At 61.2% G+C, this 15,628-nt stretch carries 14 protein-coding genes and 1 pseudogene; 11 read left to right on the top strand and 4 right to left on the bottom strand.

What is annotated here, in order from left to right; translation table 11 throughout:
* Positions 1 to 164: 164 nt before the first annotated feature.
* The 3 genes from HMPREF9695_RS25135 (at position 165) to ftsH (ending at position 3,888) form a co-directional block, all read left to right on the top strand.
* Positions 165 to 530 (top strand): SPW repeat protein, encoded by a 366-nt coding sequence (locus HMPREF9695_RS25135; RefSeq protein ID WP_006023747.1) that lies wholly within the window; start codon positions 165 to 167, stop codon positions 528 to 530.
* A gap of 107 nt (positions 531 to 637) precedes the next feature.
* Positions 638 to 2,020 (top strand): DegQ family serine endoprotease, encoded by a 1,383-nt coding sequence (locus HMPREF9695_RS25130; protein WP_024921870.1) that lies wholly within the window; start codon positions 638 to 640, stop codon positions 2,018 to 2,020.
* A gap of 14 nt (positions 2,021 to 2,034) precedes the next feature.
* Complete coding sequence (gene ftsH / locus HMPREF9695_RS25125; protein WP_006023745.1) at positions 2,035 to 3,888, top strand: ATP-dependent zinc metalloprotease FtsH; 1,854 nt, start codon at positions 2,035 to 2,037, stop codon at positions 3,886 to 3,888.
* On the opposite strand, the gene HMPREF9695_RS25120 is transcribed toward ftsH, so the two are convergent.
* Positions 3,885 to 4,334, bottom strand: a complete 450-nt coding sequence (locus tag HMPREF9695_RS25120; protein ID WP_006023744.1) for a response regulator — start codon at positions 4,332 to 4,334, stop codon at positions 3,885 to 3,887. The two genes, ftsH and HMPREF9695_RS25120, sit on opposite strands and share 4 nt — an antisense overlap.
* 228 nt (positions 4,335 to 4,562) lie before the next feature.
* Here HMPREF9695_RS25120 and HMPREF9695_RS26095 point away from each other — a divergent pair, with 228 nt between their 5' ends.
* The 7 genes and pseudogenes from HMPREF9695_RS26095 to HMPREF9695_RS25090 all read left to right on the top strand — a co-directional run bounded on the left by HMPREF9695_RS26095 (position 4,563) and on the right by HMPREF9695_RS25090 (position 10,666).
* Positions 4,563 to 4,895 (top strand): circadian clock KaiB family protein, encoded by a 333-nt coding sequence (locus tag HMPREF9695_RS26095; RefSeq protein WP_343299495.1) that lies wholly within the window; start codon positions 4,563 to 4,565, stop codon positions 4,893 to 4,895.
* 73 nt (positions 4,896 to 4,968) lie between these two features.
* Positions 4,969 to 6,087, top strand: a complete 1,119-nt coding sequence (locus HMPREF9695_RS25115) for a two-component system sensor histidine kinase NtrB (RefSeq protein ID WP_006023743.1) — start codon at positions 4,969 to 4,971, stop codon at positions 6,085 to 6,087.
* A gap of 162 nt (positions 6,088 to 6,249) precedes the next feature.
* Positions 6,250 to 6,789: pseudogene (locus HMPREF9695_RS27060) on the top strand (cation:proton antiporter domain-containing protein); the annotation flags it as partial.
* Positions 6,790 to 7,192: 403 nt separating this feature from the next.
* Positions 7,193 to 7,633: an Hsp20/alpha crystallin family protein gene (locus HMPREF9695_RS25105; RefSeq protein ID WP_006023741.1), complete on the top strand. Its 441-nt coding sequence runs from the start codon at positions 7,193 to 7,195 to the stop codon at positions 7,631 to 7,633.
* A gap of 12 nt (positions 7,634 to 7,645) precedes the next feature.
* Positions 7,646 to 8,029, top strand: coding sequence for an Hsp20/alpha crystallin family protein (locus HMPREF9695_RS25100; RefSeq protein ID WP_006023740.1), 384 nt, complete (start codon positions 7,646 to 7,648; stop codon positions 8,027 to 8,029).
* A 7-nt stretch (positions 8,030 to 8,036) separates the two neighbouring features.
* Positions 8,037 to 8,537: an Hsp20/alpha crystallin family protein gene (locus tag HMPREF9695_RS25095; RefSeq protein ID WP_006023739.1), complete on the top strand. Its 501-nt coding sequence runs from the start codon at positions 8,037 to 8,039 to the stop codon at positions 8,535 to 8,537.
* A 578-nt stretch (positions 8,538 to 9,115) separates the two neighbouring features.
* Entirely contained in the window at positions 9,116 to 10,666 is a 1,551-nt protein-coding gene (locus HMPREF9695_RS25090; protein WP_006023738.1) for an FAD-dependent monooxygenase, read from the top strand.
* Here HMPREF9695_RS25090 and HMPREF9695_RS25085 read toward each other — a convergent pair.
* From HMPREF9695_RS25085 to istA, 3 genes are all read right to left on the bottom strand, one after another.
* On the bottom strand, positions 10,663 to 11,490 hold the full coding sequence (locus HMPREF9695_RS25085; protein WP_006023737.1) for an aldo/keto reductase: 828 nt from the start codon (positions 11,488 to 11,490) through the stop codon (positions 10,663 to 10,665). The genes HMPREF9695_RS25090 and HMPREF9695_RS25085 overlap by 4 nt on opposite strands.
* A gap of 651 nt (positions 11,491 to 12,141) precedes the next feature.
* Positions 12,142 to 12,936 (bottom strand): IS21-like element helper ATPase IstB, encoded by a 795-nt coding sequence (gene istB / locus HMPREF9695_RS25080; RefSeq protein WP_006023736.1) that lies wholly within the window; start codon positions 12,934 to 12,936, stop codon positions 12,142 to 12,144.
* Positions 12,926 to 14,455 carry an IS21 family transposase gene (gene istA, locus HMPREF9695_RS25075; protein ID WP_006023735.1) on the bottom strand — a complete coding sequence of 510 codons (1,530 nt, stop codon included), beginning with the start codon at positions 14,453 to 14,455 and terminating at the stop codon, positions 12,926 to 12,928. Before istA ends, istB begins: the two co-directional genes overlap by 11 nt.
* Positions 14,456 to 14,715: 260 nt before the next feature.
* Here istA and HMPREF9695_RS25070 point away from each other — a divergent pair, with 260 nt between their 5' ends.
* On the top strand, positions 14,716 to 15,363 hold the full coding sequence (locus HMPREF9695_RS25070) for a hypothetical protein (RefSeq protein ID WP_006023734.1): 648 nt from the start codon (positions 14,716 to 14,718) through the stop codon (positions 15,361 to 15,363).
* Positions 15,364 to 15,628 lie beyond the last annotated feature (265 nt).

Here is a 15,628-nt window from a genome sequence, read left to right as displayed (position 1 = left end):
GCCGTCGCCGGCCCGCCACCAGCTCCCTGACCGCGCGGTGGGTGCCACTGCAGCGGTTTCTGGTAGCCAGACTTTCATTGATGATCGTCATCGCGGGAGCACTTTTCGGTGGTGCAATTAACGATCTACGGATGATGGATCCAACCAACAAGGAGGAATAACCAATGGTGAAATCGTTGTCGTCAAACGGCCGGCCGGCCCTCGATGTCGTTAGTCTCGTTGCCGGTCTCGGTCTTCTGCTGTCGCCCTGGTATCTCGGCTTCACCTCTGACGCCTATGCCGCCTGGAATGCCTGGATCATCGGCGCAGCAATCTCGGTAATCGCGGTTTCAGCCCTTCTTGCGTTCCACGAGGCCGAGGAGTGGATCAACGGGGTGGCTGGCCTGTGGGCACTCGTGGCGCCATGGGCCCTCGGTTTCTCGGCCCTGACGGGCGCCATGTGGGCCCACGTAATCGCCGGCGTCGTGGTGGCCTTGGCTTCGGGCGCCTGCATTTGGTTTGCCCACAACCGTACTTGGTCCGCTGTATGACGAATTGCCATGCTCGGCCCGGCTCATTCCGGGCCGAGCTTCAGGCGTCCCGTCTGACCGCAAGCGGAAAGGACGAAACCGGTCGTAGAGCTATCATGGGGGTATTCATGAGCAAGAGAGCCACAGTCGTACATCGGTCGATCATTGTTCTCTTTACGATCTTCGTAGCCGCGGTGGGCATTCCCCCCAGCGCCTTTGGACAGGTCGTTCCCGGATTGGCAGGGCAACTTCCTACGCTCGCGCCTTTGCTAGAGCGCGTTACGCCGGCGGTGGTCAATATCTCCGTCATCTCGGAAACGCCGACCGCCTCCAACCCACTCTACAACGATCCATTCTTTCGACGGTATTTTGACCTTCCGGATCAGCCGCCGGCCCAGCAGCGCATGAGCGCAGGGTCGGGCGTGATCGTGGACGCCAGCAAGGGTTATGTCATCACCAATCACCACGTGGTGGATAATGCTGGCCAAATCACGGTGACGCTCAAGGATGGCCGCCGACTCCGTGCAGAGCTTGTCGGATCCGATCAGGCCACGGACATTGCCCTTCTCAAGGTGGAGAGCCGAAACCTCGTATCCTTGGAGATAGCCGACTCCGATCGTCTCAAAGTCGGCGATTACGTTGTCGCCATTGGTAATCCGTTTGGCCTCGGTCAGACGGTGACGTCCGGCATCGTCAGCGCCCTTGGGCGCAGTGGGATTAACAATGAGGGCTATGAGGATTTCATCCAGACGGACGCTTCGATCAATCCGGGAAACTCGGGAGGTGCGCTAATTACGCTCGACGGCAAGCTCGCCGGAATCAACACAGCAATCCTGAGTCCCGCCGGTGGCAACGTTGGCATAGGTTTCGCCGTGCCAAGCAACATGGCGCTGGCTGTGATGAACCAGCTGATCGACCATGGCGAGGTCCGTCGAGGTAGGATAGGGATCGGCATCCAGGATGTAACCCCCGATCTCGCGGAGGCGCTTGGCCTAGGGGACCTGCGCGGAGCGGTGATCAGCAATATTGAGGCGGGGTCGCCGGCCGAACATGCCGGGTTCAAGGTTGGGGATGTCGTGACCGCTGTAGACGGCCGTGCCCTTCACAGCTCCACAGACTTGCGTAACCGGATCGGCCTCACACCAGCCGGCTCGAACGTCAGGCTGTCGGTCGTGCGAAACGACGGTAGGCACGACATCAGTGTGCGGATCGAAGGAGCGCAGCGGGCCTCGTCGCAATTGACGGGAACGCCTTTTGATGGGGCAAGCTTGCGAAACGCCTCCGCCGAGGAGGCGCGGGAGGTTGGCGCAGGAGGGGTTGTCGTGGAGAGCGTCGCTCCGGGAAGCCGGGCCGCGCGCGCTGGTCTGATGCGCGGAGACATGATTTTGGCGATCAATCGCACGCCGGTGACATCGATCAATGATGTCCGTCGCTGGACCGCCGATCGTAAGAGCACCCTCGCCGTCGAACTTGTACGCAACGGCGCGCGTACGCTTCTGATCATCAGGTAATCGGAGCACACTGAATGGAGATGGACAGGAAGACCCAGTTCAATATTTGGTACTGGATCGGCGCGTTCTTTTTACTGATGGCGTTTCAGTACCTTTATGCGACCGCCACTCAAGTTGCTCAAATTCCCTACAGTCAATTCGAGACTTATGTTCGCGATGGCAGGATCGCGGAGGTGGCAGTATCGGACCGGTTTATCCAAGGGCGTTTCAAGGAGCCCGTCGAGGGCCGGTCCTTCTTCATCACTACGCGCGTCGAGCCCGACCTTGCCCGCGAGCTTCAGCAGCACGGTACCGTCGTCAGCGGCCAGATCGAGAGCACATTCCTGCGAGACCTCCTGTCCTGGGTTGTCCCCGTCGTAATCTTCCTTGGCATCTGGATGTTCATGCTCAAACGGGTGGGTGGCGGCATCGGTGGTGGGCTGATGCAGATCGGCAAGTCCAGAGCAAAAATCTATGTCGAGAAGGACACCGGCGTCACCTTCGAGGACGTCGCCGGCGTCGATGAGGCCAAAGATGAACTCAAGGAGATCATCGACTTCCTAAGGGATCCCCGCGGGTACGGCCGGCTTGGCGGACGCATGCCGAAGGGCGTGCTGCTCGTCGGTCCGCCTGGTACGGGTAAAACGCTGCTGGCTAAGGCCGTGGCCGGCGAGGCCGGCGTGCCCTTCTTCTCCATCTCAGGTTCTGAGTTCGTCGAGATGTTCGTCGGCGTAGGCGCAGCGCGGGTGCGCGATCTGTTCGAGCAGGCGCGTGCCAAGGCGCCCGCGATCATTTTTATCGATGAACTCGACGCGCTCGGCCGCGCGCGAGGCCTCGGACCTCTTGTGGGTGGCCACGACGAGAAAGAACAGACGCTTAACCAGTTGCTGGTCGAGCTCGACGGTTTCGACTCGTCGACTGGTCTCGTTCTTTTGGCAGCGACCAACCGCCCGGAAATCCTTGACCCTGCCCTGCTGCGCGCCGGCCGCTTCGACCGCCAGGTCTTGGTCGACCGGCCCGACAAGGCCGGCCGTATCCAGATCCTGAATGTGCACCTGAAGAAAGCCAAGCTCGCGTCCGACGTCGACGCGGATAAGATCGCCGCACTCTCGCCCGGTTTCACCGGAGCCGATCTGGCCAACCTCGTAAATGAGGCGACGCTGCTGGCAACCCGGCGCAAAGCCGATGCAGTGAGCATGGAAGACTTCAACAACGCCGTCGAACGCATCGTTGCAGGGTTGGAGAAGCGCAACCGGCTGCTCAACCCGAGAGAACGCGAGATCGTCGCCTATCACGAGACAGGCCACGCGCTGGTCGCCATGGCGCTGCCTGGGGTCGATCCGGTTCACAAGGTTTCAATAATCCCACGTGGGGTGGGCGCCCTTGGGTACACGATACAGCGCCCGACCGAGGATCGCTTCTTGATGACCCGCGAAGAGTTGGGGAACAAGATGGCGGTCTTGCTTGGCGGAAGGGCTGCCGAGCACATCATCTACGGCCACCTTTCAACGGGCGCCGCCGACGATCTAGCCAAGGTTACTGATATCGCGCGCGCCATCGTCACGCGATACGGCATGACCGAAAGGCTCGGCCACGTGGCCCTTGAAAGGGACCGCCGCTCATTTATTGGAACCGATCAGCCCTACTACGGTCCGGAGGAACGCTCCTACTCTGAGAAGACGGCCGCCGAAATTGACGAAGAAGTGCAGCGCATCGTGGAAGAAGCCTTCGCAAGGACCGTCAGCCTGTTGCAGCAGCGACGCGAGTCATTGGACCGGGTGGCCCGGACGCTGCTCGAAAAAGAGACTCTCGAAGAAAGCGAACTCACCGAGCTAGCGGGACAGACGTCCCCTAGAGAAGGCACTCAAGTACGCACAGTTGGATGCTAAGCGGCGGTTGCACGCGAAAAGTGAGAAGGACCGCGCAGCGAGGGCGGCAAGATCATGCGTGACGGAGGTTGCGTCATAGGGTCGGTTCGGTATCGGTCTATAAAATGGAGGACTTCGTCGATGACCTCGGGCCTCCATGGCTTCTCAATAGCGCCCAAGGCGCACGCAAAATCCCCCGGGATGGCCTCCGGATTAGCGGTCACAAAAACCACAGGCGTTTTCGTCTCCCTAACAACCGCCGATGAAATACTCGCACCCGAAGGCCCGTCACGAAGATTGACATCAACGAACGCCAAGTCGGGCGAAGTTTGCAGCGCCGCTACGAGGGCCTCGGTTGCGTCTGCGGCCGTTCCTACAACCTCGTGCCCGCGTCGCTCGAGCATGGTCTTCAGATCCAACGCGAGAAGCCAGTCGTCTTCAACAACCAGGATGCGCAACGGTTTCATTGCACTTCCTCCACCCGACACTGTCATGGGTCTAAATCGCCGACATAGTGGTCCTTGCCATTCCGGCTATTTAACGGCCGTCATTTCTACTTGGTTCCCCCCGTCGAAGAGACGCGGACGCTTTCGCGATGCGTCGACGCCCGCCCGCAGGGGGCAAGGTGGGTCGCAAGGGACACCTGACGAGGCAAGCCACGGCGTGAGCACCTATGCGAGCGATTGCGACGCTTCATGCGCGGAGAGCGATTTCTGATGGCTGGTCACCCGGGAGATGGTCCCACGCCACGTGTTCTTCGATTGTTCATAGCCGACGGAACCCCGGGTGGGCGAAGGGCGCTCATCAGTCGAAATCGCCTCGCAGCTGCGCTCGACGAGCACAAGTGCCGCATCGAAGTCGTCGACGTTCTAACGAGCCCAGAAGCCGCGGAGAGTGCTGGGGTTCTCGCAACCCCGACGCTTTCGGATGACTCAGCAACACCGCCTCGTCGAATTATTGGTGACTTCAGTAACGTCGACCAGATCATCGCGTTCTTTGGGTGCCCACGAAAGGAAAAACACCGATGACATCCCGCTCGCGTGATGGAGAGGCCGTCGGCGACGCCGCGGGTGGCGTGTTCGATCACGCTGCTTATTCAATATGACGAACAATCTCACGCCCTCCGGATCGACAGGCGAACGCCTGGAGATCGATGACTGCGACAGCCACTTTGGCCTCGCGCCCTCCTCGTTTCGTCTGCTCGTGGAGAACACGGCTGACGGAATACTGCTCGTCGATCCCGACGGAGCCGTGCTCTATGCCAATGCGGCAGCGGCCAGGATTTTCGGCCGACGCAGGCGCGATCTTCTTGACGTGTCGCTCGGCCGTCCCATCGTTGAAGGAGAAGCGACCGAGATCACAGTTAGGCGCCCCAACCTGAGTCCGGCTCAGGTGGAGCTCAGAGTTGTGGAGGTGGAATGGAACAGCGAGCATGCCCTGCTCGCCAATCTGAGGGACGTGTCCTTGCAACGCGCCAATGAACAAAGACTGCGCGAACTTCAAAAACTGGAGGCTCTCGGTAAACTTGCGGCTGGCATAGCTCACGACTTCAGGAATCTGATCATGGTTGTCCAGGCTGGACTTCGGCTGATCGGCTCAAAGATACGAGAGGGCGGCCCACCTGAAGATGTGGCGATGCTCATTCAAGAGATTATGCAGCGCACGCACAACGCCGAGGCGCTCACCGGGCAGCTGCTGACGTTCTCGCGAAAGCAAGTCCTCGCACCAAAGCTCGTCGACATCAACGAGCGAATCTTGTCGATCGCATCCATCCTCGGACCAACCCTCGGTAGGGGGATATCAATTCGGACGGAGCTGGACGACAATGTCGGAACCCTAGAAATTGACTCAGACCAGCTCGACGTCGCCTTGCTTAATCTTGCTGTTAACGCGCGAGATGCGATGGACGGACGCGGCACGCTCTCGATTGCAACTGGCGTTGTGGCCGGCGGAGTCGCCAGCAGTTCACATATGATCCGCATCACGATCACGGATACAGGCGTTGGCATGGACGCCCAAACTAAGGCGAGGGCCTTCGAGCCGTTCTTTACAACGAAGGGCGACGGAAAGGGCACGGGGCTCGGACTCAGCCAAGTGTACGGGTTTGTCGTGCAATCCGGCGGGCAGGTCCGCATTGACAGTGAGCCCGGGGCTGGCACCCGCGTGAATTTGTTCCTGCCGCGGAACCCGCCAGACCCTGACCCGCCTGCGGGCGAGTGAGAGGGAAAGGTTGATGGCGCCGGCACCCGCCAAATATCGTGACTCACGAGGGCTGAGATCAATGAGGAAGCCGCGAGCGGGCGATAACGCTGTCGATCGTCAGTGCAAGTCTCGTGCGAGAATGCTTATCTTTTTCGTTGCCAACCGACCCCGACCGGAACCATGCCGCAGCACCAAACAGAACTTATCACAATGCTGGCGCTCGGAGTCGTGCTTGCCTTCGGCTTCGGACTGGCCGCGCGATTCTTGCGCCTGCCGGCTCTGATCGGCTATTTGCTTGCCGGAATCGCGATTGGTCCGAATACACCCGGCATTGTGGGCAATGTCGAGTTAGCGCGCCAGATGTCGGAACTGGGCGTCATCCTGCTGATGTTCGGCGTGGGGCTGCATTTCTCCCTCAACGATCTTCTCGTCGTGCGTCGGATCGCTGTGCCAGGCGCGATGATCCAGATCGTGACCGCAACTCTCATTGGAACCCTCGTATCGAGGGCATGGGGCTGGAATTGGAGTGCGGGCCTGGTGTTTGGCCTTGCCCTTTCAGTGGCAAGCACGGTGGTGCTGCTGCGTGCGCTGGATGAAGTAAGTCTGCTGGACTCCCCCAATGGCAGGATCGCCGTCGGTTGGCTGGTCGTCGAGGACATCGCCATGGTGTTGGCCTTGGTAGTGCTCCCCGCGTTCGCGGCACCGGTCGGCGCGGACGCCCCGGGCCACCCTCGGATGGATGGCGCATTCTCGAGAAGGCGCTCACATTGGCCCGGACGAGAGCGAGGAGGTCGATGTAGGCCTTGCGCTCGCTCAGGCGCAGCGCCTGCTTCAGCGTTACGGTTTCCAAAGGATCGTTCGTCCGCCGCTAACGCCGGGCTAGCGACTATTGGGGCCGGACCGGGAACCTCGAGAGTCAAGCACCGGCGCGGCCCTTTTTGCACGCTGGAACGATCATCCCTTCCGGTGAAACCTTGGGCGGCGACCCCGTCTCGGCCGATGGGCGGTCGGGCTTTTGGTCATGCCCCAGCGCCGACAAATCGCGAAATAACTGACGGTCATCAGTGCCAATCCGGCGGAGAGTCGCCACGATCCCTTCAACGTCAGTAAAGGGAGTTGGCAAATGCTCGCCTATCCAGGAAATGCGGGGCGCACGTTCGATCCATTTCGGCAGATGCGACTCGTGCAACAGGATGTGAAGCGCGTGATGAACAACCTGCGAGCCCCCACAACGTCTGAATTTCCCCCAATCAATATTTGGACCGGCCCCGACGGCGCCGTGATCACTGCGGAGATTCCTGGCGTCGCTGCCGATGACCTCGACATCGCGGTCCATCAGAACACCGTAACCCTTCGTGGAAAACGGGACATCGACCCGGTCGCCGAAGGCGCGGTTGTTCATCGCCAAGAGCGCGTTGCGGGTTCCTTTGCCCGCAGCCTCGTCCTTCCGTTCCGCGTCGATGGGGAGAAGGCCGCCGCAGCGTTCCGGAACGGGCTGCTTCGGCTCGAGCTCCCTCGCCCCGACGCTGATCGCCCTCGCAAAATCGCTATAAGCCGGACTTGAAGGAGACCCGTCATGGCCGCTCAGGACACCAGCATAAGCGAGGCCGCCGAAGCCACACGAGATGCGCCGGTCTTCGTCCCTCCAGCAGATATAATCGAGGACCAGTCCAGCCTGTTGATGGTTTTAGACCTCCCCGGCGCCGATCCCGAAAGCCTCGATGTGACGCTCGACAAGCGGCTCTTGCGGATCGCGGCGCGCTCGGTGCCGAGCCGCCCCGAAGGCTACACACTGCAGCACGCCGAGTATTGGGATGGCAATTACGAGCGGAGTTTTGTCATCTCAGAGCCAGTCGACGTGGCAAAAATCGAAGCGATTTTCAAAGACGGCGTTCTGCGGCTGACGCTGCCAAAGGCGACGCCGGCGCCGGCTGCCAAGATTTCCGTCAAGGCGGCGTGAGGCGACGATGAAAATCACCGACCTCATTCCTTGGAGCGGCACCGGGCGGGACGTGGGTCCGCAAACGGGACCGGTGGACCCGCTTCGTGCGCTGCAGCAGGACATTGACCACGCATTTGAGCAATTCTGGAGGGTGCTGCCATCGCCATTTCCGGAGTTCGCACCCTCCGCACCCGATTCCGTCCGGCTGGATGTCAGCGATAGCGACAAGGCGATAACGGTCACCGCTGAATTGCCTGGCCTCTCTGAGGATGACATCGAGCTTTCGATCAGTGAGGGCTCTCTGACGATCCGCGGCGAAAGGAGTACCGACCGAAAAACTGAAGACGGAGGACTCATCGTTCGCGAGCGAACATACGGCTCCTTCCAACGCACCCTGCAGCTTCCAGACAGTGTCGATGCCGACGCGGCAAGCGCGACATTCAAGAACGGTATATTGACCATCAAGGTCCCGAAAACGGCTGAGTCCATCGCCAGTATTCAACGCATCCCTGTGCAGGCGGGTTAATATCGCCGCTCCGAGCCCCACCCGCCTTGCCTGCCCGCCATCCTCCCCCGGGGTGGCGGGCACTTTTGTGACCGCACGAGCTCATCATTGGCCGGCGGTGATCCCGGTGAAATTCCGGATTCCGCTCCTGCCTGGTTTGCCGGATGAAGATCGAGATCGACGACATTGGAAATGACCGGCCGGATCGTGCCGCCCATAGCGGAGGTGTCATGCCAACATGTGCCATTGGCACGGATAACGACGGCACCGTTACCTCCGCCACGGAGCGACCAGCGGGGCGGCGCATCGTCGAGTGATGAAGGCGAAATGCTCATGGGTCACGAGCCGTAATTTAAGCTGAGACATTATCTCGGTCTGTTGCGGATTGATCGCCAAGACGCTATCCAGCCGGTGTCGGAAAAGGCAGACTTGGTTTGGTAAGCCCAAGTCCTTTCGGTAACGAAAGCTCTGGTCTTTGGCCTCGTGTCGGAGATCCCCACGACGAGCATGGGACGCTCCCCGGCGTCCCGATTGTTCGTCCGTGAGGTCGCTCATTCGAGGAACGCTCCGGTCGAACGTGATCGACACAGGAGCGTTTCATGCCCAATTCCCAACCCATCTACGAAGTCGTAATCGCCGGCGGCGGCCCGGTCGGGCTCTTCCTTGCCTGCGAGTTGCGTCTCGCAGGCGTCTCCGTCCTTGTCCTGGAGCAGGCTGCCGATCCGCTGTCTCCTTTGAAGGCATTGCCGTTCGGAATGCGCGGTCTGTCCGCGCCGACCCTTGAGGTCCTCGATCGCCGCGGCCTGCTCGACGACGTCAGGGAGGCGAGCCAAGCGAACAATGCCTCGGGCGCCACCAAGGCCTTCGCGCATTGGATGCAGCAGCAGCGCCGGCCTGCCGGCCATTTCGCCGGCATCCAGTTCTTTTACGAGGACATCGACGTCTCGCGGTGGCCGTACCGGCTGCCAAGTCTGGCCGGGGTCAATCTAGCCGTGGACATGCAGTCCCTGGAAACCGTCCTCGCTGCCCGGGCGACCGCAATGGGGGCGGAGATCCAGCGTGGCGTCGGCGTCGAAGCTTTCGAGCAGACCGACAACACCGTGATCGTCCGCGCTGGCGGCCAGACCTTCCGCTCGCGATGGCTAGTGGGCTGCGATGGCGGGCGCAGCGCCGTGCGCAAGGCTGGCGGCTTCGAATTCGCCGGCACCGATCCCGAATTCACCGGCTACTCGGTCGAGGTGGAACTGGCAAACCCGGAGACGCTCCGCGTCGGACGCACCTATACCCGGACGGGCATGTACACCTACGCGCAGCCCGGCACGATCGCGATGGTCGACTTCGATCGCGGCGCCTTCCACCGCACACAGCCGATCACGATGGAGCACGTGCAGGTTGTTTTGCGCCGGATCTCCGGCGCCGACGTCACCTTGACCACCCTCCGGCTCGCGACCACATGGACGGACCGAGCCCGCCAGGCGACGGCCTACCGCAACGGACGGGTGATGCTTGCCGGCGACGCCGCGCACACGCATTCGCCGCTGGGCGGTCAGGGTCTCAATCTAGGCCTCGGCGACGCAACAAACCTGGGCTGGAAGCTGGCGGCCACCATCCATGGGCGCGCCCCGGCCGGATTGCTCGATAGCTATTTCGCTGAACGCCATCCCGAGGGCGCGCGGATTCTCGACTGGTCCCGCGCTCAGGTCGCGCTTATGCGCCCTACGCCGAGCACCCGAGCGCTCGAATCTATCATCCGCGATCTCATCGGAACGCGTGACGGCGCGACCTACTTCGCCGAAAAGGTATGGGGCCTGTCGCTGCGCTACGATCTCGGCGGCGGTCACCCTTTGGTGGGCCGGAGCGCTCCCGATTTTACGCTGATTGATGGAACGAGGGTCGGGAAACTCCTGCAGGACGGCCGTGGCCTGCTGCTGGATTTTGCTCCAGGCGCGCCGCTGCGGCCGCTGGCCGACCGCTGGCAGAGGCGGTTCAACTATATTTCGGGGGACGCCGAGAACCGGCTGGGATTACGCGCCATCCTCATCCGTCCCGATGGTATGGTTGCCTCAGCGATTGAGAGCGCCGCAGACGATCAAGGCGTTCGCCAGGCGGCCGAGCGCTGGTTTGGTGAGCCTGACGGGCCGCCTAGCTAAGTCGTGCTGCGCGGCATGGCGAAGATGCGATCGAGTTCAACCAGATCTGCCGGGGCAAGTCGCAGATCGAGCGCGTCGCGGTTCTCCCTCACATGCCGTACGTTTCCTGCTTTCGGAATCGCGACAATTCCGTCCTGTCTCAAGACCCAGGCGAGGGCCAGCTGGGCGCGGCTACAGCCGTACCGCTCTGCCGCGCGGGCAAGCCGCCCGTCCCTAGCGAGATGACCTCCGCAGATGGGAGAATGTGCCATGATCGGAACACCCCGCTCCCTGCACCATGGAAGAAGGTCGCACTCGATGTCTCGCCGGCACAGATTGTAGGCGATCTGATTTACCTGCACCAATTTTCCCACGGGAATGGCCGCGAGGTCCTTCAAATCGCGGATGAGGAAATTTCCGACACCCCAATAGCGTATTTTTCCGGCGCTTCTGAGTGCCTCAAAGCCGTCGAGCGTTTCGGCGAGAGGGACGTTGCCTCGCCAATGCAGCAGAAAAAGATCAATACGGTCCGTACGAAGTCTTCTCAGGCTGCGTTCGCAAGACGTAACGACACCGAGGCGGGAAGCGTGGTGCGGATGAACCTTGCTCACAATGAACACCTTCTCGCGCTGCCCGTCGATCGCCTCCGCCACCACCTGCTCTGCTCCACCGTCCGCATAAGACTCCGCGGTGTCGATTAGCGTCATCCCGAGATCGATGCCCGTCTTCAACGCGGCGATCTCGTCGCGAGATGAACCGCTGTGCTCCCCAATTCCAGCTGTGCCTTGTCCGAGCACCGGTATAGCCTCGCCCGCCGGCAAGGTGGTCTTCCTGCTCGCTGACATGGGGTTTCCTAACTGGCACGGTGACAAGAGCGCGCACAAATTGAGGCTAACTGATCTCGTAGGGCTGGGAACTGACGACCGTCACGCTGGGTTAGAGACGGCGCCCGCGTGTATGGGTATTTTTGAGGACTGACTGCGCCTACGACCCTCGCCCGACATGTGGGAATCCCTTATCGTAAGAACCCGTAATGGCAGGTCTCGGCAGATGACGGCGGCAGGATCTGAGTAATAGTCTACGAGCGAACGCTCCGAGCCGGCAGATCACGCGCACTGTTCGGAGGTCGAATGCTCGGTACTCACCAAATAGTTGCGATGCCCTGGACCGATTGCGAATTCGACGCAACGATCCCATGCCTTAGACTGCCTCGATGATCACCTTTAGCGCTCGTGTGTCCGCAGCCTTCGAGAAAGTGTCATATGCATCAAGGATATCGTCGAGCTTAAAACGATGGGTAATCAACTGCTTAGGATCGATCTTTCCGGATCGTACCGTCTTGAGCAACATAGGCGTGCTGACCGTGTCCACTAAACGGGTAGTGATGGCGATATTATGAGACCAGAGCTTCTCGAGATGCAGGTCGTGTTGATTTCCGGCGAGAAGTGACCCTGGATTTCCACTGAGAAGTGACCCGGGGTGATGGTGGTCTTGGGTCAGGTTGCGGTCAAGTTTCGGGGCTTCTCCTTTGAGGGTTTGGGTGGTTTGGTCGAGCTGGCTCTGAAGCGGAAGCTGTCGTTTCCGGTCTCCAGGATATGGCAGTGGTGCGTGAGCCGGTCGAGCAAGGCCGTGGTCATCTTGGCATCGCCGAAGACCGTGGCCCATTCGGAGAAGCTGAGATTGGTGGTGATGATGACGCTGGTGCGCTCATAGAGCTTGCTCAGCAGGTGGAAGAGCAAGGCGCCGCCGGAGGCGCTGAACGGCAGATAGCCGAGTTCATCGAGGATGACGAGATCGGTGTGGACGAGGCGGCCGGCGATCTGTCCAGCTTTGCCCTGGGCCTTTTCCTGTTCGAGGGCGTTGACGAGCTCGACGGTGGAGAAGAAGCGGACCCGCTTGTGATGATGCTCGATGGCGTGGACTCCGAGAGCCGTGGCGATGTGGGTTTTGCCGGTACCCGGACCGCCGATCAGGACGACGTTGTGTGCGTCGTCGAGGAACTCGCAGCGATGGAGCTGGCGGACGAGCGCCTCGTTGACCTCGCTACTGGCGAAGTCGAAGCCGGCGAGGTCGCGATAGGCCGGGAAGCGCGCGGTCTTGAGCTGGTAGGTGGTCGATCGCACCTCCCGTTCGGCGGTCTCGGCCTTCAAGAGTTGTGCGAGGATCGGCATGGCGGTCTCGAAGGCCGGTGATCCCTGTTCCGTTAGCTCCGTGATGGCCTGGGCCATGCCATGCATCTTGAGGCTGCGCAGCATGATGACGATGGCTCCACTGGCTGGATTATGACGCATGGCGCGCCTCCCTGGCTCGGCGCAGGGCGTCATAGCGCTCGACGTTGGCCTGAGGCTCAGTGGTCAGCGTGAGGGCGGGGGGAGCCGGGATCGTTGGCGTGCTCAGCGGCGTACCGTCGATCAGCCGGTGCAGCAGGTTGATGATGTGGGTCTTGGTCGGCACGCCGGCCTGAAGGGCGAGCTCTACGGCCGTGAGCACGACCTGCTCATCGTGCTGGAGGACCAAGGACAGAATCTCGACCATCTCGCGGTCACCGCCTGGCCGCTTGAGCAAGTGCTGCTGCAGGGATCGAAACGCGGGCGGCATCTCAGCGAACGGCGCGCCGTTGCGCAGGGCACCGGGCTTGCGCTGGACGACGGCCAGATAATGCCGCCAGTCATAGACGGTCCGGCTCAGACGATCATGAGAGCGAGCGAACACTCGGCGATGCTCGCAGATTGCTTGCCCTTCAGCGACGAGGACGATCCGGTCGGGATAGACCCGCAGGCTCACCGGACGGTTGGCGAAGGAGGCCGGCACGCTGTAGCGATTGCGCTCCAGATGAACGAGGCAGGTCGGGGAAACGCGTTTGGCGTGCTCGACGAAGCCGTCGAACGGCCGCGGCACCGCCATCAGGTGCCGGATCTCCTCGCTCCAGACATCGGCGATCGAGCCGGGCTGCGAGCCGTGCCCGGTCTGTGACCACAACTCCCGGCACCGGGTCTCCAACCAGTCGTTCAGAGCTTCCAGGGAGGGAACGTTCGGCAGGGGTTGCCAGAGCCGATGACGGGCATCCTGTACGTTCTTCTCAATCTGCCCTTTCTCCCAGCCGGAAGCGGGGTTGCAGAACTCCGCCTCGAACAGGAAGTGGCTCACCATGGCCGAGAAGCGGATGTTGACCTGGCGTTCCTTGCCGCGGCCGACCTTGTCGACGGCCGTCTTCATGTTGTCGTAGATGCCCCGCCGTGGCACGCCGCCCAACACCCGGAAGGCGTGGTTATGGGCATCAAACAGCATCTCGTGGGTCTGGAGCAGGTAGGCTCGAAGCGTGAAGGCCCGACTGTAGGACAGCTTGACATGGGCGACCTGGAGCTTGGTGCGCTCGCCGGCAATGATCGCCCAATCCTCCGACCAGTCGAATTGGAACGCCTCGCCCGGCACAAAGGCCAGCGGCACGAAAGTACCGCGGCCGCTGGTCTGTTGCTCACGCAACCGGGCAGCCTTCCAGTCCCGGGCAAAGGCCGCGACCCGATTGTACGACCCCTCATAGCCGAGGGTCACCAGATCAGCGTGCAGCTGTTTGATCGTACGCTTGTGCTTGCGCGACTTGCCGCTCTCGACCCGCAGCATCGCTGCGAGCTTATCGGCATAGGGATCGAGTTTGCTCGACCGCTCGGGAAGATGAAACCGGGGTTCGACGCTGTCCGCCCGCAGGTACTTGCGCACGGTGTTCCTCGAAAGGCCGGTGCGGCGGGAGATATCCCGGATCGAGAGGTGATCCCGGTAATGCCAGCGTCGGATGACGCTCAATAACTCCATGTCGATCACTCCGCTGTCCCCCGCGATGCCGCGTGAGACGTGGTGAAAACATGGGTCACTTCTCGATGGAAAAATCCGTGCCTGCCGGGTCAACTCTCAGTGGAAATCAACACTTTACTCATAGGATGTGCTGTCGCGTCTTTGCATTGGTAGCAATAGCGGGCGTCGGGAGTACCTCCGTCCCCGCGGCGTCGTGGGTTCACGCCGGAGGGTTGCATCAATGAAATGCAGGTCTGCCATACGGGTTGAGGCGCGGTGAGATGACCACTCTTGATGACGAAGAAATTCTCGAGACCCGAAGGGTGCGCGAGGTGGCGGGTGTGTTTCACAAATCGGATGTCCTTGAGGACACGATTGAATCCCTTTTGCTCGCGGGCTTCGACCGGTCAGACGTGGATATCATGGGTGAAGTTGAAGCCGTCAGACGCCGTCTCGGCCAGCTCTATATTCCACCAGAGGAGCTTGCCGATGTGCCGGGAACACCGCGCCGTGCATTCGTCGCGCGAGATGACCTCGCATTGGCGACCGCAGGTGTCGCTGGAATTCTTTTCTATGTCGGCGCGGCGGCCACAGTCATGTCTATCGTCGCTTCCGGAGGAAGCCTTGCGGTTATAGCAGCGGCTGCGATGGCCGCCGGGACGGTTGGAGCAGGTGTCGGCGCCGCAGCGGTGCGGCTGCTCGGAAAAAAGCAGGCGGAGGAACTCGATCTCCAGCTGATGTCAGGGGGAATTGTGCTCTGGGTGCGCGTACGAACGGCGGAAAAGGAAGCGGAAGCGCAGGAAATCCTAGCAAAGTTTGGCGCTGAAGCGATTCGTGTTCATGAGATAGATATCGCGAAGCGCCTCGAGGACGTTCCGCTTGCGAATGTCCACCCGGACCCCTGGCTCGAAAAGGACGTGCGGGGTTAGGAGACCGGCTCCCGAAGCGCCAAAGCGCGGACCTGTTCATGGCGCAGAGGACACATCCGCCAGACTGGAACGATGCGTTCCCGCCGAATAGGAGAGGCAGCAATCGGCCGGTTGTCAGCTGTCAGTTCCCGCGGTGCGAGCGCATTTTGCCGTTGGCCCGTGAAAGCACGCCGTCGCCGTCGACCCGACTATTGTCCCTGCATGGCAAGAGTGCCGCAAGACTGACGTCCGTCAACGTCGATGGTCTCGGGTGAGATCATAATTC

The organism is Afipia broomeae ATCC 49717 (assembly GCF_000314675.2).
Lineage (GTDB): Bacteria > Pseudomonadota > Alphaproteobacteria > Rhizobiales > Xanthobacteraceae > Afipia > Afipia broomeae.
This window is presented reverse-complemented; position numbering and strand designations above follow the sequence as displayed.